The following is an 18,497-nucleotide window of genomic DNA, read 5'->3' as shown; positions in this document are numbered from 1 at the left end:
CATAGCAGTAACGCAATCCTTGCTCTCAACGCATCATCATCTGTTGCAGAAGTGCGCAATCCCTGTTCGCAGCAATTTCACCATCTGTCATAGCAGTAACGCAATCCTTGTTCGTAACGTATCATTGTCTGCCGTAGAAGTAACCGAGCCATATTTGCAGTTTCATCATCCGTCGCATGACTGGACTAAAACATGTGTCGAAGCTTCCTTGCATACAAAGCAGACCATTCGCATTCAGAATGATCTCTTTAGCATCAAGTACGGCAGTGACGCAATGCTACAACTTTAATTGGCTCGCTTAACTGACATACTTAACTATATATCATTATCAGTTGAATTGCTGATATTTGCACAATTGAAGCACTAAAATATAACTGTAAACGGAAGCTTCGTAATAGGTTCAGCTTATTGTCAGATTTAACAATTGTAAATTTTAACTAATAACTAGCTTAAAACAAGACATTTTCCATCAAGCAGCGTGTGTTATTCTCCCTATCGTTCTTCCACGGCGTCTCCACGCTAACGCTATAAAGGTGTTGACGGACAAGCATTGTGCCGCCAACCGCTCCCATATGGATACATGTTGCGATTCAAGATTGTAGCGATAGCAGTATTCGTCCAGATAAGCTTGCAAATATTTACCTCCCAAGCCGTGAAACGTCTTATTGATCCAAGATCGAGCTTGATCGGCGATATGACGAAGCACATCAGGTCGGCGAAAACGGAAATGGTGCTTCATGATGTCGATCTTGCTTGTATTCGAAGATACGTGCTGCGAGACAAAAGCCGTCCGCCCGGCAGTCAACAGGCTCTTGTCGGACAACAAATGATTGCGCAATACTTGCTTCATTTTCACATAGGTGGGGCTGTTATCAGGGTTGACGGAGGCAGCAATCAGATACGGATGCTCCTTCGGGTGCAGCTCAAATAAAGGAGTGTGCTCCGACCCATAGTATGTCAAAGCGGCACGAACGTCATGCTCAAGCGGACACTCGGCATCTGCAGCGCCCATGACCGCTCTAAGCTTATGCAGCATTGCCCAAGCCGTCTTGTACGTCACTTGGATGATCACACTCAGCTTCACTGCATTAATCCCCTCATCGGTTCTTGAAATGAGCCAGATGCCAGCCAACCACTTCCTGAGATCCGTACGGCTTCCTTCCATCACAGTGCCGGCAATAAGTGAGCATTGATGACGACAGGAACGACATTCATATAGCGGCAGCCTACGTGATCGTATCGTATACGCCTCTCCATGGTTGCAGCGAGGACAGACGAAGCCATGAGGCCACTTTCTCCGAAATATCTCTTCTACGCACCTATCCTCAGAATGAAAATACGCAAATAATTCCTCCAAACTCTCAAATGACATCTGCCCCGTCATATTCCCACCTCCTCAAAAAGAGAACATTTGTTCCCGATATACAAATTATAACAAACAAATAGTAATGTTTCAAGTAGGACGCTTCACATCTGCATGTATCATTTCAGTACCGAGCCATTCATTACGCCATTACGCGATCTGAATTATTGGGAGAGTGAACAAAAGAACATTTCAACGAACCTTCCTTTGCCAATCTGAGTTAGTGGGAGAGTGGACAAAAGGACATTTCAACGAACCTTCCCTTGCCAATCTGAGTTAGTGGGAGAGTGGACAATAGAACATTTCAACGAACCTTCCCTTGCCAATCTGAGTTAGTGGGAGAGTGGACAAAAGGACTTATTAAGAGATAGAGCCGGGTTTCACACTAGAAATAGTTTTTGAGGAGTAACTGTAAATAGAATGACCGTCTAACAAAAACAGACTGCCCCACGGTCAACAAGTTGTGGGACAGCCTGTGGCTGCACTTGATTGTATTCCATTGCGTTCATGTATCGCATCCGATCAAAGCTTTAAATCAGCCCGATCTTGTCACGACGGTTGCCGGCGCCTATCTTCCGCTTCTCGATTAGGCGATTGAGCGCGTCGACGTAAGCGCGGGCGCTCGCCTCGAGAATGTCGGTGCTGACCCCTCTGCCCGTAACTGCGATATCATTTTGGGCAAGCACGACATGCACTTCCCCAAGCGCATCTTTACCGTGCGTAACCGATTTAATGGAGTAATCGGACAGCTCCACTTCCTCTTTCGTCGCTTTATCGATTGCCATATAGATGGCATCGACGGATCCGTTCCCTTCGGACTCTTCTTCCAGCACGCCGCCGTCCAGCATCACGATACGCACCTTCGCAGAAGGGGTCGACTTATTGCCATAAGCGACATAAATCGTTTCCAGTGTGTACGCTCCAGGCGTATCGACGAGCTTTTCTTCAATCATCGCGCGGATATCTTCATCCGACACTTCCTTCTTTTTGTCGGCCAGTTCCTTGAACTTGGAAAAAGCATGATTCACTTGATCTTTATCCAAATTATATCCCAAGTCGATAAGCTTCTCACGGAACGCGTGGCGTCCAGAATGCTTGCCGAGCACCAGCTTGCTCTCTTTCAAACCAATCGTCTCTGGGGAAATAATCTCATACGTCGATTTTTCCTTCAGCATGCCATCCTGATGAATGCCGGACTCATGTGCGAAGGCATTCGCCCCGACAATCGCTTTGTTGCCAGGGACCGCCATTCCGGTCAGCTTGCTGACAAGACGGCTCGTTCTCGCAATTTCGGACAACACAAATGACGTCTTCGCTTGATAGAAATCCGCACGCGTCTCAAGAGCCATCGCCACCTCTTCAAGCGCCGTGTTGCCTGCTCGTTCGCCAATGCCGTTAATCGTGCCTTCAATTTGATCGGCGCCATTTAGTACGGCGGCAAGCGCATTGGCCGTTGCCATGCCAAGATCATCGTGGCAATGAGCACTAAGCTGAATCTTTTCAATGCCAGAAACGTTCTCCTTGAGCGTCTTAAAGATATTGCCGTATTCATACGGTGTCAAATACCCGACCGTATCTGGAATGTTGACGACGGTAGCCCCGGCGCGAATCGCCATTTCTGTGACCTGGCACAGAAAATCCAACTCAGTGCGTCCCGCATCTTCTGGGGAAAATTCGATCTTGCTGAAATACTTTTTCGCATAGCTGATGGCCGCATCGGCTGTCTCCAGCACTTGCTCTTTCTCCATACGCAGCTTATACTTCCGGTGAATTGGAGACGAGGCAAGGAATAGATGCAGGCAAGGATCCTGAGCATCCTTCAAGGCTTCATAAGCTGCATCGATATCCGGTATACGCGCACGGGAAAGACCAACAATCGTCGAGTTCTTCACCGCTTTCGCCACCGCATTTACAGCCGCCAAGTCACCCGGAGATGCGGCAGGAAATCCCGCTTCGATGCGGTCGACGCCCAAGCGCTCCAACTGATGTGCAATTTCAAGCTTTTCTTTCGTATTCAAGTTGACGCCAGGGGATTGCTCTCCATCCCTGAGCGTCGTGTCAAAAATATAAATTTTACGCATCGTTGCACCTCCTTCAGTCCTATCGGAGCGCTGCCCTGCAGCTCTCCATAAATCAACAGCGTCCCCCGCCTGTCGACGGGCGGACGCTGTGCGTTATCGCCTTACATTACAGTATGCTTACTTCTTAATCCAATGCATCATTTCGCGCAATTGACCGCCTACCACTTCGATTTCATGGTTCGCTTCGTTGCGGCGAGTTGCCGTCATATAAGCACCATTTGCTTGGTTCTCCAAAATGAAGTCGCGTGCGAATTTGCCTTGTTGAATATCAGATAATACTTCTTTCATCGCTTTCTTCGTTTCTTCCGTTACGATGCGAGGACCCGTTACATAGTCACCGTATTCCGCTGTGTTGCTGATGGAATCGCGCATCGTTGCGAGGCCTCCTTCGTAGATCAGGTCCACGATGAGCTTCATTTCGTGCAAGCACTCGAAGTAAGCCATTTCTGGAGCGTATCCTGCTTCTACAAGCGTTTCGAAGCCGGCTTTGATCAATGCGCTTACGCCGCCGCACAATACCGCTTGTTCGCCGAACAGGTCTGTTTCCGTTTCTTCTTTGAAGGACGTTTCAATAACGCCTGCGCGTGTACAGCCGATACCTTTTGCATAAGCAAGGCCAATTGCCTTCGCATTGCCAGTAGCGTCTTGTTCAATTGCGATTAGACCCGGAACCCCGAAGCCTTCCACATACGTACGGCGCACTAAGTGCCCTGGAGATTTCGGTGCTACGAGCAATACATCGTTTTCCTTCGGAGCTACGATTTGACCGAAGTGAACGTTGAAGCCATGGGAGAACATGAGCGCTGCACCTTTTTTCAGGTTCGGCGCGATCTCGTTCTTATATACCGAAGCTTGCGTTTCATCCGGCATCAAGATTTGAACTACGTCTGCACGGCTTGTCGCTTCCGCAACTGACATAACTTCAAAGCCGTCGTTGCGCGCTTTATCTGCGGACTTACCTTCGCGAAGTCCGATTACAACTTGAAGACCGCTGTCGCGCAAGTTCTGAGCTTGAGCGTGACCTTGGCTTCCGTAACCGATAACGGCGATTGTTTTCCCCTGCAATACACTTAAATCTGCGTCTTTTTCATAGTACATTGTAACTGCCATACGTATGAGTCCTCCTCTTTCTTCCTTATCATAGTATAATCTGTTATCCCCGAATGAAGCGGGTATTTCAAGGGACAATTCCTGTTTAATGTTCATCCGTTCACTGCTTGTCCCCTGAGAGACCCCCTCATTCGGGGGCAAAGCGGCGGAGGTGCGGCCGCTATAGGCGAGCCGCGCGCTACCCTGTTTCTTCATATTAAAGTGTGCGTCTGTTCCTCATTATCCGTTAACTTGGCCGCGAATCAAGGCCGTCACGCCGGTACGGCTAATTTCTCGTATGCCATACGGCTTCAAGAGTTCAACCATCGCTTCAATCTTCTCCGAATCTCCAACTACTTGAACCATAAGCGTGTTCGGACCGATATCGACAACCGATGCGCGGAATGTCTCGACGACGCCTAGAACTTCTGGACGTTCGTGCGCCTCAGCCTTCACTTTAATGAGCGCCAGCTCGCGGGAAACCATCGGCTGCTTGCTCAAATTCACTACTTTAATGACATCGATAATCTTGTACAGCTGCTTCTCGATCTGCTCCAACAGATGGTCGTCTCCAGTCGTGACAATGACCATGCGGGAAAGTCCTTCTTCCTCCGAAGCGCCGACGGTGATGCTCTCGATATTAAATCCACGGCGTCCGAACAATCCGGAAACGCGCTGCAACACGCCAGGTTGATCGTTAACGATGACGGCTATCGTATGCTTCGTCGTACTCATCATTCACTTTCCCCCAGTATCATTTGGTCAATCGTGCAGCCTTGCGTAACCATTGGATACACGTTCTCATGCTTGCGGACGACAAACTCCACCACAGCTGGCCCCGGCGTATTCAACGCCTCCTGCCATGCTTGCTCCGCTTCTTCCTTCGTCGTCGCTCTAAAGCCGCGAACACCGTAAGCTTCAGCCAATTTCACGAAATCCGGACTGCCAGCCAAATCGATATGGCTGTAGCGGTTGTCATAAATAAGCTCCTGCCACTGACGAACCATACCAAGCACGCGGTTATTAATGATAGCCACTTTGACCGGAATGTTATTGATGGCGCAAATTGCTAGCTCTTGCGCACACATCTGCATGCCGCCGTCCCCATTAATGGAGACGACCGTGCGATCCGGGTAGGCCATCTGCGCCCCAATGGCAGATGGGAATCCGAAGCCCATCGTGCCAAGTCCGCCTGAAGTGATCCAAGAACGCGGATGGTTGAAGCGATAATATTGCGCAGCCCACATTTGGTGTTGTCCGACGTCTGTCGTTACGATAGCATCTCCATGCGTCGTATCATTAATCATTTGAATGACCCATTGCGGCTTCAATTCTTCATCGGAATCAACGAAGGTCAGTGGCTTCTCTTCTTTCCACTGCATAACTTGCGAGCGCCATGCATCTGCTTTATCCGAGCGCTTAACCGTCGCATTAGCTAACTGAAGTGTCGAGCGAATATCGCCTACGATTGGAACGTCTGTCGGAACATTTTTCCCAATCTCCGCCGGGTCGATATCAATGTGCACAATCTTAGCTTTTGGTGCAAAGCCATCAAGCTTCATCGTCACGCGGTCGTCGAAACGGGCCCCGATATTGATGAGCAAATCCGCTTGCTGAATTGCCATGTTCGCCGTGAATGTTCCGTGCATGCCCGGCATACCCATCCATAAATCATGACCGCTAGGAAAACCGCCAAGTCCGAGCAGTGTCGTTGTGACCGGAATTTGCGCCTTCGTAGCGAAGTCGTACAATTCTTCGTGTGCTCCCGAGTGAATAACGCCTGCTCCAGCCAAGATGACCGGGGCTTGTGCCTCTTCAATTGCCTTCAGCATCTTATCCACTTGGTATTTATTCGGTTGAACCGTCGGATTGTAACCGCGAATGTTTACACTCGTTACTGGAGTAAACATCGACTTAGCTGCCGATACATCCTTCGGAATATCGATAAGAACGGGTCCTTTGCGTCCAGTATTGGCAATGTGGAACGCCTCATGAATGACGCGAGGCAAATCTTCAACATTGCGAACCAAATAGCTGTGCTTCGTTACTGGCAACGTAATGCCTGTAATGTCCGCTTCTTGGAACGCATCCGTCCCGATGAAATTCGTAGCAACGTTCCCTGTAATGACTACCAGCGGAACGGAGTCCATATATGCCGTTGCGATTCCTGTAACCAGGTTCGTTGCACCAGGACCCGAAGTTGCGATGCAGACACCTACTTTGCCGCTTGCACGGGCGTAACCGTCCGCTGCATGAATTGCCCCTTGCTCGTGTCGAGTCAGGACGTGATGGAAATCCTCGCGGCCGTGCATAGCGTCGTAGATGTAGAGCACCGCGCCGCCCGGATAGCCGAACACGCACTCCACACCTTCCAACAACAAGCTGCGAAGCAACATTTCTGAGCCTGTAATTACTTCAGGCTTCATCCAATTTTGTCTTAATTCATCTGTCGATCGCATTGTCGTGCGATGTGAGCTCATAAGCCATCCTCCTTACGCATCCTTGTTGGTTTCCAATTCGGGCTCTAGGTTCAACATGAAGGTGTCTTGCCTGGCCAGGCATATTTAAAGCGGTTGTTCAAAAAGTGACCTCTTTGAACACGCACTTATAACAAAAAAACCTTCCATCCCCGCAGCTTGCCCGCTGCTTAAGGGACGAAAGGTTGTTCTTCCGTGGTACCACCCGTGTTCATTCCACATCTCGCGATATGAAATCTCAGCGAGTACGCGTACGTCACGTGACATACATTTCAAATACGCATACTCTGGACGCCTAACGCGCGCCTGACGTTTCCCCCTACTCACATGGCCATAATGAAATTATCCATTCATCAAAGCCATCTGTTCAGGAGAACAGCTCCGAGGTGAGCTCGTATCTAAGGGATTAAGGCGCCGGTTTCAGCAAACTTCCGATCGCTCTCTGTTCATAAGGGCCCTTAACACTTCGTCCTCTTCATAGCCGTTGGTATTATGTGTCAGTCTCTTTCAAATGTTTAGAAACATTATATTCCTACACCTATCAGGAGTCAATAGGGCAATTTCAAATTATTTTGTGCCACGACAAATTGTCCACCTTTCCACCCTGAGAGGACATTTGTATAAAATTCGAACCATCGCAGCAAGGGATAGACGCTGTATGCAGTTGCATCAAACTTTGCTTTGTTAATTTATTTAATCAATCCATTCATGTATTTTTTGTAAATCCCCTTCCTGTTGAGTTCTACTCTTCTAATCGAGCCGACGGTCACCACGTTACAATCCGTATCAAAACCTCCCAATACAGCTTCGTAATCCCACGTTCGAAGTCACCTTTGGAATAGATTAGATCGGCAGCAACTAGCGCGGCATTGTTGTTCGTGTGCACTTACGGATAATGTTCGAATGCTTGCCACACTTGCTCTGCCAGCTCCACCTCATTACGGGCTCCGCGTGCGATGTCCATCGTCTGTTCAATATCAGTGTCAAGCGGCAAGTGGCCGGAATCTGGCTTAGACCGATGCGAACGATACGTTCCGGATCCACTTCTACAAAGGCAACCGAACACATGGCCGCAACGAACCGAACACGGCTCCCAGTTCGCCTCTTCTAGCCGACCAAGCCTGTGCGCTCGACGCTTCTTGCGCTAGCTTTTTTAATTTTTTCAATGGCGGATTCCGGTGTATCTTTGCCTCTTACAAACGATAAGATTGCTTCATTGTACTTCACGCCGATATCACCGATGCCATCGTAATAGAGCGGAATAATTTTGTTGGGCAGATCTAGAGCCACTTCGACATCCTCTGGGCTCTGCACGGAATATTCCACCTCTTCCTGACGGAATTGCTCCAGACTGTCCCAAGGAACCATATCTTCGAATATTTGCGCCTTCTCCTTCGCCTTCTTCACGTTAACCGGCATGAACCACATTGTGAAGTTCGTAATCGGATTCGCGTAATCGTTCGCTTTCGGACCTTTTGGAAAATAGACGAAGCCAAATTCATCCGTCATCTCTTCCCGCCCGGAGCCTTCCCAAATTTCTCCCGTTACGAACAGTGCCTTGCCGGAATGGAACATTTTCTGTGTCTCGTTATAATCTTCGAAATTTCCGTTCTTGTTCGGCATGACGACCTTATGCGTGTTGTGGAGATCATATAAGAATCGAAGCGCTTCCATAGAATTCGGGTCGCCCAAGCCGAAATTCAATTTTCCATCCTTATCCTCCACGATGTTGCCGTTGTTGGAATAGACCAATTGACGCGCATGAACCGGAGCATAGGACACGATGCCCCACTGATCGATAGCGCCGTCGCCGTTCAAGTCTTTCGTCGCTTTCTTGGCCATTTCTAAATATTTATCCCACGTCCACTCGCCTTTCTTTATAAGCTCATGCGGAGCCTCTAACCCTTCCCTTTTCAACAGCGTGCGGTTGTAATATAGACCTGCACCTGCTCCAACATTCTCGACAAGACCGTAAATCTTGCCGCCGAAAGAGGAGAATTCCTTAATCTTCTTCGGCCACTTCGGATCATCCAAGTTAATCAGATCGTCGACCGGTCGCAAATAGCCTTGTTGGGCCAGAGAAGGTACATCTTCTTGGTTCGTTTTCCCTTCTTCCGGCGGACCGCCCCAAGTCATGAACTTGACCGGTTCCCCGCCCATGTCGAAGGCCGGAAGCTCTTTCTTCGCCTGTTCCTCCGGTTTGTCTTTTTCCTGATCCTTCGCATCCAGCGCCTCTGTCTTCGCTTCTACCTTCTCTTCGGCTTTCGGCGGGTCGGCTGATGTCGTACCGCCGCCGCTTCCCGAGCAAGCTGTCACCAGCAACATCGTCAGGGCAATCAGCATAATTGCGAGCGCTTTCATTTTATGCATTATATTTCATTCCTCCCGTAATCATTAAATAACATGCGTTTTGAACATGCCACAGTTGGGAAACTTAGAATCCTTATCCGTTTTTTACTACATTTCTGGATATATCCCCCTTTTACTTTTAACCATATTATATCCGGTATCGCTGTCCCGGGTTTTAACTATAGTTCAAATGAGTCGGCTTATTTTCCAAAAAACGCTCCTTCCCCTATACAACCGGAAATCCCCCGATCAGAAGATGCGGGGGACGCAGACTTAACACGTACTTCTATTCCTTCCGGGTCAGGCCTCAAGAATCGTGTTTCATCGGAATCACCGATTGTTCACACCCCCATATGATAACAGCAACGAATATTTTCAGGGGGATGAACATGATTCGACTTCGCCGTCCCAAAAGTGATGACGAATCCATTTGGTTAATTATTCAGTCGGAGCTCCTTCCGCGTTCGCACTTAACATGGGACCCTGAACAAGTGCATAAAGAGCTTCCTAAGCGGTTAAAAGGCATCACCTATGTAGCCACCAACCACATTCATCAGATGGTCGGCTTCGTTCACCTGCTTGTACAACACCAGACTCTCGTTATCGATATGCTCGCTGTCTCCCGTCAAGCGCAAAGCAAAGGATACGGACGGCAGCTTCTTAGTCGGGCAGAACATTATGGACGCAAACATCGCTGCGTAATGTCCCGCATGCTTGTCGATTACGGCAACCGTGAGGCCGAACGATTCTATGAGCGCAACGGCTATCGGTTAACCCGATACGTGCCTGAGGTTATCTGTCATGAGATGGAGAAAACATTATCTCCGTACAAAGAAGCCTGAGGACGATCCTCAGGCTTCTTCCCTCTCTTCTCTCGTGCCCTCTGCGGCTAACTCTGTTTCATTACCGATAAAAAGAGCCGTATGGAGATCCATATCCTCCGTATCCAGAGCCTTCAAAAACCTCCAAAGCTTCAAAAACCTCCAAAGCCTCCAAAACCTCCAAAACCTCCAAAATCTCCAAAGCCTCCAAAGCCTCCAAAGCCAAATGGACTCGTGCCGATGGCCAACAAATCAAACAACACCAACGGTATAATGGCCTTGGTCTGAACCTTCTTGCCTTTCGGTTGTTCCAGCACCAGCCGGTTGCCGGATAAGCGAACCAGCTTTCCCGTCACAACTTTGCCGCTCTTATGAACCGCGTAGATGCGCTGGCCTACCAGTTTTTGTGCTTGCGCTTTAGTAACACCCCGCATGTCAACCCCTCCTTCTTGGTGGTTACAATACAAGGTATGTGCGTGATTGACAGGCTGCTTGTATAAAGGCCTTACCATAGCAAAATCTGTGCTAGAGTTTGTTATGTAAACTAGATTTCAAGAAACCAAGCATTCATACGTCATAAATCTTTGCGTTTCATCCATTGCCAGCAAATAGCTAGTAGCCCAGTTGAATAAGGAAACGGCAATACCAACACGCCGATTCGACCGAGCACAGAGTACTCCTCGTAATTCATCAGCATGTCCATTGTCGGAAACGCCGGTGGCAGCACCCATGTCATCCATTGTATGCCGGGAGGAAGGATGTCTACGAGCTTGCCCTGAGAGAATGATATCGCAAGCATCGCCAAAATGCCGCCAATAGCATAACTCATCTTCATTACCAATCTGGAATTAAATAAAGCGGCAATCGCTATCCCTAATATTGCTAGACTTAAATGGGCGACAAAACCGACGGTCACATGCTCCCAAGTTGCAGGCTCGTCAAATTTATCAAAAACAATCGGATAGAGTATAGAACATAAAGCTAACAATGCGGTCAACAGAAAAACCGAGCATAGAACTCCCGCATAGAATTTCTTCGCGCTGCCCAAGCGCAAAATTGTAATTTGCTCTTGCACCCGTTCTTGTGATGCAAAGAAACTGTAGGCGAGCCACGAGGAAATTAGAAGCAATAGCATAGACGTTGCCGCATAGCTTCCCATGATCGGATTCGGAGCATACGTATAAAATAGACATAGGCATATCAAAAAAGTAAACAAAGAAGGAATATATCGATACGATCTGCTGAAATCACGTGTTAAATAACAGATTAAGTGCCTGAACATGACGATTGGCCCCTCTCCCGCTCCACGTCCGAATCCCGCAGCGGCTGTGCCCTATCGGCAGCATGCAACGCAATAATCGACCCATTTCTGTCCAATATGGCGCGCAGCGCATCATCGGAATGCTCCGATTGGATATGTAAGCGATGTGTATGTTTGTTGCTTTCTAGTTCCACCACACCGGCAAGCCGCTTCACTTCGCTTACCTGCTCTCTATTTCGCAGCTTGAACTCGATTAGAATGCAGCCAGTCTCACGTTGCTCTATCAATGTGTCCGCAACAATCTTTCCATGCTGCAGCACCATGACTCGATCGGCAAGCTCGTCCAACAATCGTTGTTCATGACACGTCAAAATGATAGTCAGCCCTTGCTGCTTCAATTGCTGCAGCAATTGAACGAGCTCGGTCTGCGAAGCAGCATCTAGCCCGGATAGAGGCTCATCCAATACTAGCAGGTCTGGTGGGCAGAGCACCGCCTGCATGAGGTTGACCTTCTGCATCATCCCTTTGGAAAAGGTGTGGATGCGCCGATGCGCAGCCTCTTCCAATCCGAACATCGTCAGCAACTGTGACGTTCTCGCAAGCACTTCATCATCAGACATGCCTTGAATCTTCCCCATGGAATATAAATATTCATGGGGAGTCTGACGCAAGCGCGGAAATCGTTCGGGAGCGAATCCGATGTTCAGCTTCCCGTGAGATCCCCTCCTTATTTCTCCGCCGGAAGGAAGGGATAAGCCTGAAATAATGCGTAATAACGTGCTCTTCCCCGATCCGTTGGCCCCGTTCACGGCGACCGTGTGTCTCGCCAGCAGCGAGAAGGATATATCCTCGAGAACAATTGTTGTACCGTAGCGCTTGTTCACGTGATTGAGCTGGATGATTTCGTTCATCTGTCATCCTCCATTTGTATGATGCCACGTCCCACTAGCTGTCATTCTCTATCATTTATTCTTCTTCGTTATAGAATACTTTATAGTAGTGCATGCCGCGATCTTCGTCATACCCCTTCTCCACATACGGAAAGCTCTCGTTCTTGAGCTTCAGCTCCACGCCAGTATCCGTGCGAATGTTGTTCTTGTGCGTGCGCTTCGCCCGCTTGAGCGCCACCTGCGAAATCGGAATGTCATTCAACGGAGGGAGCTCGTTCGCTTCCTCATACGTTTCCTTATAGGTTCTGAAAATGGGAGCGATATCCGGATGCGCGATTACCTCTTCGGTGAACGCTTCCTCTTCGAATTGCTCGTGCTTCGCGAAGTAATCGATCGTACTGTTGATGAACTGCAGCTTCTCTTTCTTCTCCGGGCGCTCTTCGGCAGCCGGAGCGATCACATCGTCATAAAATTGGGTGCACATTTCGATAACCTTGTCCGTCAAATAATGCTCGTCCTCCAGCAGCTTCACGTTCAGGAAATCCTCCAGCCAAAATAGTGCCGCCTCGCCTTGCTTCCCGGAAGAGGTGTCCACGACGCCTACCGAGTAGCCGGCATCAGCCTGCACGTTCAGGATGAGACACCCTTTGTCCAATTTGCGCACGTTAACGCCTTCTTCCACCCGCACGCCGAGACGTTCTATCTCAGGCTCATCCACCTGCAGGAACACGTCCTTGTTCTCCGACTTAAAGATGCCTAACGCATCGATGCTGAAGTTGTTATACAAAATATTGTTAAGGTGAACGACATACAGCTCCCCCGGCTTGATCTGCGGATGGCCGGACACGGCATAGAGGTGATTCAAGATGTGCACCGATTGCTCATGGAACGCATCCGCCTTCTGAAAAATGCGCCCCGCATAAGTGTACACTTCGTTCATCGCGAGCTCAGACTCATGCTGGAATCGATAGGTTCCCTCGAATTTAAAGCTTGACAAAAAATATTTCAACAACGTATCCCGTACATCCTCGTTCGGAACGTCGTATAAGGTTTGCGAAATTCGGACGCCTTCATCTTGGGATGGACTTCCTACTCGATGGACGATCATCCGGTGAATTTCCGCTTTTGACAAATCTATCATGCTTTCACTCTCTCTTTCATAAAGTCACGTTCTTCTATTGTAGCGAAAAAAAGAGAGAATGTGAAAGCCAACATTCACCTGATTGTTTTGATAGATATCACGATGCGCTCAGGGCACTGCATGCTAAAAATAGGATACTTTCGGGCGTGAGGTATAATATTACGGCCTTTGTGGCTAATTTATAACTATAAGGAGGTGAACAATCATGGCAAAAGACGTATTATGCGAAGTGAACTCCTGCAAATATTGGGCTGCCGGCAACAAATGCGCCGCATCCTCGATTTATGTCGTTAACAATCGCGGTAAACAGGCACATGATTCCGGAGATACCGACTGTAAAACGTTTGAACCGAAGCTGTAACTCGTGCAGGGCGACCTTACCCGTCGCCCTCGCTTGCTTCCGTCATTGATAATTATTATCAACGAGTTGTCAAAATATACTTCCCTGCGCTTATGAATTACGGAACACCCTGTTCCGATAACGCTTTGTACGCTTCTTGTATGTGCCCGACGTTGAAATAGAGGACAGGGCTCGGATGATCGAACTCTGTGCTTTCTGGTACGCTCAACAGGATATGGATCCCCTCGCATTCGAACGGCGAAGGGGCAAGCAACGATCGGATACTATGCAATGTAACATATTTCCTGATCGTTCGTCGTCAACCAGCATTTATAATAGGTTTATGACTTCATAGAAAGGGCGTAATAAACAAATGACCGTAAGCCAATCACCATCCTCGCAACCCGAGACGAAGCATTGCCGGGAATCGCGCGTGTTTAAGACCGGACGCGTCTTCCCGAACGATGTCAACAATCATGAGACGTTGTTCGGCGGCAAGCTGATGAGCCTCATCGACGAGACGGCATCCATATCCGCCATGCGCCACTGCCGCTGCAACGTTGTCACGGCGTCTACAGACTCCGTTGACTTCCTGCGTCCCATCCGTCCGACCGATTCGGTCTGCCTGGAGTCGTTCGTCACTTGGACGGGCAAGACGAGCATCGAAGTGTTCGTCAAGGTCATATCCGAGCATTTATATACTGGCGAGCGCGCCGTTGCCGCGACCTCCTTCCTTACCTTCGTGGCCCGCAAGGAAGACGGTGCACCTGCCATCGTACCGCAAGTCATACCGGATACAGACGAAGAGAAGCTGCTGCACGAATCCGCTCCTGAGCGGTCCCAGCTGCGCAAATTACGGCGCGTCGCAAGCAAGAACTTGGCGGACAAGCTGACAACGCGCAAGTATTGGGAATAAACGTACAATTTCCATCTCATTTAGGGCAGGCATAGTCCTTTTAATGATGGTCCAGCTGATAGAGAACATAAAGTGAAATAATCAGTTAAGCTAAGCCGGAGGCGCTGCCTCCGGTCACCTATTCGTACAATAAATATGCCTCCCCCCGAAGGAAGACTGTGTCCAATTTACTTCCTTTGCTTCACTCTCCCCTTTCATCAGAAAATTGTGAAAATCCAGAAAATTCATCAGAAAGTTTATGTTCAGAAAACATATCACTAGAAGGTTCGTTAGAAAATTTAACCACAAATGGGTTATCTATAGAAAGCTTATCATTAAAGTGTTTACCACTTGAAGGCTTGTCGTTAGAAGGCTTACCGGTAGGAGGTAATTGTTCAGGAGGTTTATCATTAGGGCTTTATCGTTAGGAGCTTTATCGCTAGAATGTTTATCCCAAGGAACTTATCCTCAGAAAACTTATTTTTAGAAAGATTTATCGTTGAGCCCTGCCACCTTTTTGCCCTTCTAAAGTGGTTATTATCTGTTTCTGAGCGGGAGGGAGGATGGAGCAAGACACTGTCACCTCTCAGCAACCTGCCAACAGTAGAACACCGCATATGCCCCAGTTTCGAACACAGCGGACGATCCGACTGCCGTGCTTTAAGACAACTGCATCCAATCCTCTATACACAATTATGCGAATTAAAAAAGCAGCGCATTCGAAAAGCTTCGAATGCGCTGCTTTATTTACCGTCATCGCTTACGCGTTAACTTTTTCTTTTGCAACTGTTGCCAAGGAGTTGAACGCGTTGATGTCGTTCACTGCCAATTCAGCCAGCATTTTGCGGTTGATGTCTACACCAGCCAATTTCAAGCCGTGCATCATCTTGCTGTAGGACATGCCGTTCATGCGAGCTGCTGCATTGATACGAACGATCCACAATCTGCGGAAGTCGCGCTTCTTATTGCGGCGATCACGATATGCATAAAGCAAGGATTTCATCACTTGCTCATTTGCTGTTCTAAAAATACGGTGTTTAGAACCGAAATACCCTTTTGCTAATTTCAATACTTTCTTATGACGACGACGTGTCGTAAATCCGCCTTTTACTCGTGCCATTTCTTGTTAACCTCCCAATCAATTCATCTATCCGTAAAACTGCTTATTTCAAGTTAGACAATTGCTGCTTCATTCGACGAACGTCACCAGCCGCCATCACTGGGTTTGATTTCAACACGCGCTTTCTACGCTGTGATTTATGCGATAGAAAGTGATTCATCCCCGCTTTATAGCGGCGCACTTTACCCGTTCCCGTAATTTTGAAGCGGTCTTTCAAGCTGCTATGCGTTTTCATTTTAGGCATAATCATTTCCTCCTCAAGTTCGGTAATTCCATCCGCCGCCTATATCCTGCGCGGCGGGCATCGCTTAGTTGCTGGTGGTGTTCGGCGCCAGTATCATAATCATACTGCGGCCTTCTAACTTCGCTGCACGCTCTACATTACAAAGCTCTTTCGCTTCCTCCAGAACACGATCCAATACCTTCTTGCCGATGGCAGAATGCGCGATCTCACGTCCACGGAAACGAACGGAGCATTTTACTTTATCGCCTTCACGCAAAAACTTCAAGACGTTACGCAGTTTCGTCTGAAAATCATGCTCGTCGATATTCGCACGGAACCATACTTCCTTGATGTCCACCGTTTTCTGGTTCTTGCGTGCTTCTTTCTCTTTCTTCTGTGTCTCGTAACGGAACTTACCGTAGTCCATAATACGACATACAGGCGGTTTCGCCTGCGGAGCCACGTTAACCAAGTCCAAGTTCGCGTCAAACGCCATTTGCAGCGCCTCGCGGAACGGTTTAATACCAATCTGCTCGCCTTCTGCACCGACTAAACGAACTTCCTTCGCACGAATTTCCTCGTTAATCATATGATCCTTGCTAATGGTGTGCCACCTCCATATTCGAATTCCCTATCTGCTTATGTTGAGCAAAAGAGGGATGTAAGCTCCGAAAAGAGCCCACATCCCTCACATAGACATTAATCATTCATGTGAAACACTGCCATGCAGTAATAGTCTAGGAACCAGCCAACCTACGTCGGTCAGGTGAGAAGCGGGCGCTTCTTCTTTTTAAAAATCAATATGCAATTAACATACCCAAGTAATATATCACGGCATTGAAACAATGTCAAGAAAATAATTAAATGTACCTTGATGCCTCAACATTCCTCACACCTGCTTGCCCTGCATCTCTTCGAGACGCACGACGCGCGTATGTTCCGTGTGGCTCCACACTTTGTTGTTCTGTGTAAAAAATGCATAGAACGTAATCGGCCACCAGGAGAGCAAATACACCGGGAATGTAATTAGCGATGCGTATATGCGCCAAGACTTCACGCCTTCCAAGATGAGCGCCAGAACAAAGGCCGCGCACGACAGCACGAGCGATACAACAGGCACCCATGCCGGCAAGTACTGGAAGAAGGTTGCAACGTTCGGCCCATCAAAGAAGGCCGCGTCCGCCCACATGAACGCTGTCATCAGGAACGTCACCAATACGGTATACACGGTAATCGTGTAGAGTGCCATGTCGAACTTAGCCATATTTCGTTCCTTGATACTCCGCCACAAGAGCGGGAAGAAGTAACGGCGCGCCACCGTAAAGTGGCCTTGCATCCAACGCAGTCGCTGACGAGCGGAAGCTTTGAAGGTCAATGGCTTCTCATCGAATACGCGCGCGTTGTAATTAAGCACCGGATTGACTCCATTCATAACGCAGCGAGCGGTAAATTCCAAGTCCTCTACCAAGCTCGTCGCGCCCCAGCCCATTTCTTTCAGCAGGTTGCTTTCAAAGCACATTCCCGTGCCGCCCAAGAAATTGGCCATGTTCAAGTTTTTGCGGGACAACTGCCACAAACGGTTGCAATACCAGTAGGTAACGCCATATGCGGCTGTAATCCAGGAATCCTCTGGATTCTTCGTATCGATATATCCTTGAATAACGCGTGCCCCGGAACAGAGATCGTTGTTCATTTCCCGCAGGAAATCAGTGCTGACCAGGTTGTCCGCATCCAGCATAACGATCCCATCGTATTGGCGCGGCATTTCCCACAGGTTCTTCAGCATCCATTCAATCGCATAGCCTTTCCCGCGCTGATGTGGATTATGACGTTCACAAGCGTATACGCCGTGCTCCCTTACGATGTCGGCCGTGCTGTCGGAACAGTTATCACAAATGACGAAAACGTCGTACATCTCTCTCGGGTAATCCAACGTCTTCAGATTTTCGACTAACGCTCCAATGACCGCTTCTTCGTTATGTGCAGCCACGATGACCGCAAACGATTTCTGCGGGTCATATACTTTACGTTCTTTCTTGCGGTAGATGCCGAACAGCGACAAGGTAAACTGGTACACCCCAATCGCGGCCAATAGCACCTGCAGGCCGATAAATAAATTATCCACCATGTTTGGTGTCCCCCTTTTAAATAACCCTTGATTTGTTGCTTTGAACTGCGAGCATGCATTTTGTATATGTGAGCATGCTCATCTATCTATATTTGTTTACCCCGCTGAAGACGGTCGATCACGATTTTCTAATGTTTGCCTTGGTTTGTCAAAACCTTTTATTGGCTTTCAATCGCCAATTGCTACATTATCGCTTGAGTTCGATAGCGAAGTCGCGGTCGCTCGTGCTTTCCCGCGGGGTTTGTTTTATTTTCATCCAAATACTAAAAAATTATGGCTTTGGACCCCCTTTTCGTCAAAAGTCGATGTTCTTGTTGAA

Annotated in this window: 20 protein-coding genes; 5 read left to right on the top strand and 15 right to left on the bottom strand. The window is 48.4% G+C overall.

What is annotated here, in order from left to right:
* Positions 1–289: hypothetical protein (locus tag A372_RS38625; RefSeq protein ID WP_026011084.1), on the top strand; the 289-nt coding region annotated here is incomplete at its 5' end.
* A gap of 180 nt (positions 290–469) precedes the next feature.
* Here the strand turns inward: A372_RS38625 and A372_RS0114765 are convergent.
* The 6 genes from A372_RS0114765 to A372_RS0114735 all read right to left on the bottom strand — a co-directional run bounded on the left by A372_RS0114765 (position 470) and on the right by A372_RS0114735 (position 9,380).
* Complete coding sequence (locus A372_RS0114765) at positions 470–1,384, bottom strand: transposase (RefSeq protein WP_019421638.1); 915 nt, start codon at positions 1,382–1,384, stop codon at positions 470–472.
* Between the two features lie 509 nt (positions 1,385–1,893).
* Entirely contained in the window at positions 1,894–3,444 is a 1,551-nt protein-coding gene (locus tag A372_RS0114760) for a 2-isopropylmalate synthase (protein WP_019421637.1), read from the bottom strand.
* 117 nt (positions 3,445–3,561) lie between these two features.
* Positions 3,562–4,554: a ketol-acid reductoisomerase gene (gene ilvC / locus A372_RS0114755; RefSeq protein WP_019421636.1), complete on the bottom strand. Its 993-nt coding sequence runs from the start codon at positions 4,552–4,554 to the stop codon at positions 3,562–3,564.
* 219 nt (positions 4,555–4,773) lie between these two features.
* Positions 4,774–5,268 carry an acetolactate synthase small subunit gene (gene ilvN / locus A372_RS0114750; protein WP_036704322.1) on the bottom strand — a complete coding sequence of 165 codons (495 nt, stop codon included), beginning with the start codon at positions 5,266–5,268 and terminating at the stop codon, positions 4,774–4,776.
* Positions 5,268–7,013 carry a biosynthetic-type acetolactate synthase large subunit gene (gene ilvB / locus A372_RS0114745; protein ID WP_019421634.1) on the bottom strand — a complete coding sequence of 582 codons (1,746 nt, stop codon included), beginning with the start codon at positions 7,011–7,013 and terminating at the stop codon, positions 5,268–5,270. The genes ilvN and ilvB overlap by 1 nt, the downstream gene beginning before the upstream one ends.
* A 1,104-nt stretch (positions 7,014–8,117) precedes the next feature.
* Entirely contained in the window at positions 8,118–9,380 is a 1,263-nt protein-coding gene (locus A372_RS0114735; protein WP_019421632.1) for an ABC transporter substrate-binding protein, read from the bottom strand.
* A 368-nt stretch (positions 9,381–9,748) separates the two neighbouring features.
* On the opposite strand from A372_RS0114735, the gene A372_RS0114730 reads away from it, so the two are divergent.
* Complete coding sequence (locus tag A372_RS0114730; RefSeq protein ID WP_019421631.1) at positions 9,749–10,201, top strand: GNAT family N-acetyltransferase; 453 nt, start codon at positions 9,749–9,751, stop codon at positions 10,199–10,201.
* Between the two features lie 9 nt (positions 10,202–10,210).
* Here the strand turns inward: A372_RS0114730 and A372_RS39085 are convergent, their stop codons facing one another.
* The 5 genes from A372_RS39085 to A372_RS0114705 form a co-directional block, all read right to left on the bottom strand.
* On the bottom strand, positions 10,211–10,336 hold the full coding sequence (locus tag A372_RS39085) for a hypothetical protein (RefSeq protein ID WP_019421630.1): 126 nt from the start codon (positions 10,334–10,336) through the stop codon (positions 10,211–10,213).
* On the bottom strand, positions 10,333–10,614 hold the full coding sequence (locus tag A372_RS0114720) for a hypothetical protein (RefSeq protein WP_019421629.1): 282 nt from the start codon (positions 10,612–10,614) through the stop codon (positions 10,333–10,335). Before A372_RS0114720 ends, A372_RS39085 begins: the two co-directional genes overlap by 4 nt.
* A 140-nt stretch (positions 10,615–10,754) precedes the next feature.
* Entirely contained in the window at positions 10,755–11,315 is a 561-nt protein-coding gene (locus A372_RS0114715; RefSeq protein WP_157259569.1) for a hypothetical protein, read from the bottom strand.
* Between the two features lie 131 nt (positions 11,316–11,446).
* Complete coding sequence (locus tag A372_RS34010) at positions 11,447–12,352, bottom strand: ATP-binding cassette domain-containing protein (protein ID WP_019421627.1); 906 nt, start codon at positions 12,350–12,352, stop codon at positions 11,447–11,449.
* Between the two features lie 55 nt (positions 12,353–12,407).
* Positions 12,408–13,472, bottom strand: a complete 1,065-nt coding sequence (locus A372_RS0114705) for a nucleoid-associated protein (RefSeq protein ID WP_019421626.1) — start codon at positions 13,470–13,472, stop codon at positions 12,408–12,410.
* Between the two features lie 205 nt (positions 13,473–13,677).
* Here A372_RS0114705 and A372_RS36410 point away from each other — a divergent pair, with 205 nt between their 5' ends.
* The 3 genes from A372_RS36410 (at position 13,678) to A372_RS37385 (ending at position 15,135) form a co-directional block, all read left to right on the top strand.
* Positions 13,678–13,833 (top strand): DUF1540 domain-containing protein, encoded by a 156-nt coding sequence (locus A372_RS36410; protein WP_019421625.1) that lies wholly within the window; start codon positions 13,678–13,680, stop codon positions 13,831–13,833.
* A gap of 352 nt (positions 13,834–14,185) precedes the next feature.
* Complete coding sequence (locus A372_RS0114695; protein ID WP_019421624.1) at positions 14,186–14,728, top strand: acyl-CoA thioesterase; 543 nt, start codon at positions 14,186–14,188, stop codon at positions 14,726–14,728.
* Positions 14,729–14,886: 158 nt separating this feature from the next.
* Positions 14,887–15,135, top strand: a complete 249-nt coding sequence (locus A372_RS37385; RefSeq protein ID WP_157259568.1) for a hypothetical protein — start codon at positions 14,887–14,889, stop codon at positions 15,133–15,135.
* Positions 15,136–15,467: 332 nt separating this feature from the next.
* On the opposite strand, the gene rplT is transcribed toward A372_RS37385, so the two are convergent.
* The 4 genes from rplT to A372_RS0114675 all read right to left on the bottom strand — a co-directional run bounded on the left by rplT (position 15,468) and on the right by A372_RS0114675 (position 18,178).
* Positions 15,468–15,827: a 50S ribosomal protein L20 gene (rplT, locus tag A372_RS0114690; protein ID WP_019421623.1), complete on the bottom strand. Its 360-nt coding sequence runs from the start codon at positions 15,825–15,827 to the stop codon at positions 15,468–15,470.
* Positions 15,828–15,870: 43 nt separating this feature from the next.
* On the bottom strand, positions 15,871–16,071 hold the full coding sequence (gene rpmI / locus A372_RS0114685; protein WP_019421622.1) for a 50S ribosomal protein L35: 201 nt from the start codon (positions 16,069–16,071) through the stop codon (positions 15,871–15,873).
* 64 nt (positions 16,072–16,135) lie between these two features.
* Positions 16,136–16,639: a translation initiation factor IF-3 gene (gene infC, locus A372_RS0114680; protein WP_019421621.1), complete on the bottom strand. Its 504-nt coding sequence runs from the start codon at positions 16,637–16,639 to the stop codon at positions 16,136–16,138.
* A 300-nt stretch (positions 16,640–16,939) separates the two neighbouring features.
* Complete coding sequence (locus A372_RS0114675; RefSeq protein WP_019421620.1) at positions 16,940–18,178, bottom strand: glycosyltransferase family 2 protein; 1,239 nt, start codon at positions 18,176–18,178, stop codon at positions 16,940–16,942.
* Positions 18,179–18,497 lie beyond the last annotated feature (319 nt).

This window comes from Paenibacillus sp. OSY-SE (assembly GCF_000283315.1).
GTDB lineage: Bacteria > Bacillota > Bacilli > Paenibacillales > Paenibacillaceae > Paenibacillus_B > Paenibacillus_B profundus.
The sequence above is the reverse complement of the archived record's forward strand: the minus strand, read 5'-3'. Positions and strand labels throughout refer to the sequence as shown.

What these genes read in the sequence shown, in the direction of transcription:
- A372_RS0114765 (WP_019421638.1), bottom strand. Translation starts at nt 1,384, where the DNA reads ATGACGGGGCAGATGTCATTTGAGAGTTTGGAGGAATTATTTGCGTAT.
- A372_RS0114760 (WP_019421637.1), bottom strand. Translation starts at nt 3,444, where the DNA reads ATGCGTAAAATTTATATTTTTGACACGACGCTCAGGGATGGAGAGCAA.
- ilvC (WP_019421636.1), bottom strand. Translation starts at nt 4,554, where the DNA reads ATGGCAGTTACAATGTACTATGAAAAAGACGCAGATTTAAGTGTATTG.
- ilvN (WP_036704322.1), bottom strand. Translation starts at nt 5,268, where the DNA reads ATGAGTACGACGAAGCATACGATAGCCGTCATCGTTAACGATCAACCT.
- ilvB (WP_019421634.1), bottom strand. Translation starts at nt 7,013, where the DNA reads ATGAGCTCACATCGCACGACAATGCGATCGACAGATGAATTAAGACAA.
- A372_RS0114735 (WP_019421632.1), bottom strand. Translation starts at nt 9,380, where the DNA reads ATGCATAAAATGAAAGCGCTCGCAATTATGCTGATTGCCCTGACGATG.
- A372_RS0114730 (WP_019421631.1), top strand. Translation starts at nt 9,749, where the DNA reads ATGATTCGACTTCGCCGTCCCAAAAGTGATGACGAATCCATTTGGTTA.
- A372_RS0114720 (WP_019421629.1), bottom strand. Translation starts at nt 10,614, where the DNA reads ATGCGGGGTGTTACTAAAGCGCAAGCACAAAAACTGGTAGGCCAGCGC.
- A372_RS0114715 (WP_157259569.1), bottom strand. Translation starts at nt 11,315, where the DNA reads ATGCTATTGCTTCTAATTTCCTCGTGGCTCGCCTACAGTTTCTTTGCA.
- A372_RS34010 (WP_019421627.1), bottom strand. Translation starts at nt 12,352, where the DNA reads ATGAACGAAATCATCCAGCTCAATCACGTGAACAAGCGCTACGGTACA.
- A372_RS0114705 (WP_019421626.1), bottom strand. Translation starts at nt 13,472, where the DNA reads ATGATAGATTTGTCAAAAGCGGAAATTCACCGGATGATCGTCCATCGA.
- A372_RS36410 (WP_019421625.1), top strand. Translation starts at nt 13,678, where the DNA reads ATGGCAAAAGACGTATTATGCGAAGTGAACTCCTGCAAATATTGGGCT.
- A372_RS0114695 (WP_019421624.1), top strand. Translation starts at nt 14,186, where the DNA reads ATGACCGTAAGCCAATCACCATCCTCGCAACCCGAGACGAAGCATTGC.
- rplT (WP_019421623.1), bottom strand. Translation starts at nt 15,827, where the DNA reads ATGGCACGAGTAAAAGGCGGATTTACGACACGTCGTCGTCATAAGAAA.
- rpmI (WP_019421622.1), bottom strand. Translation starts at nt 16,071, where the DNA reads ATGCCTAAAATGAAAACGCATAGCAGCTTGAAAGACCGCTTCAAAATT.
- infC (WP_019421621.1), bottom strand. Translation starts at nt 16,639, where the DNA reads ATGATTAACGAGGAAATTCGTGCGAAGGAAGTTCGTTTAGTCGGTGCA.
- A372_RS0114675 (WP_019421620.1), bottom strand. Translation starts at nt 18,178, where the DNA reads ATGGTGGATAATTTATTTATCGGCCTGCAGGTGCTATTGGCCGCGATT.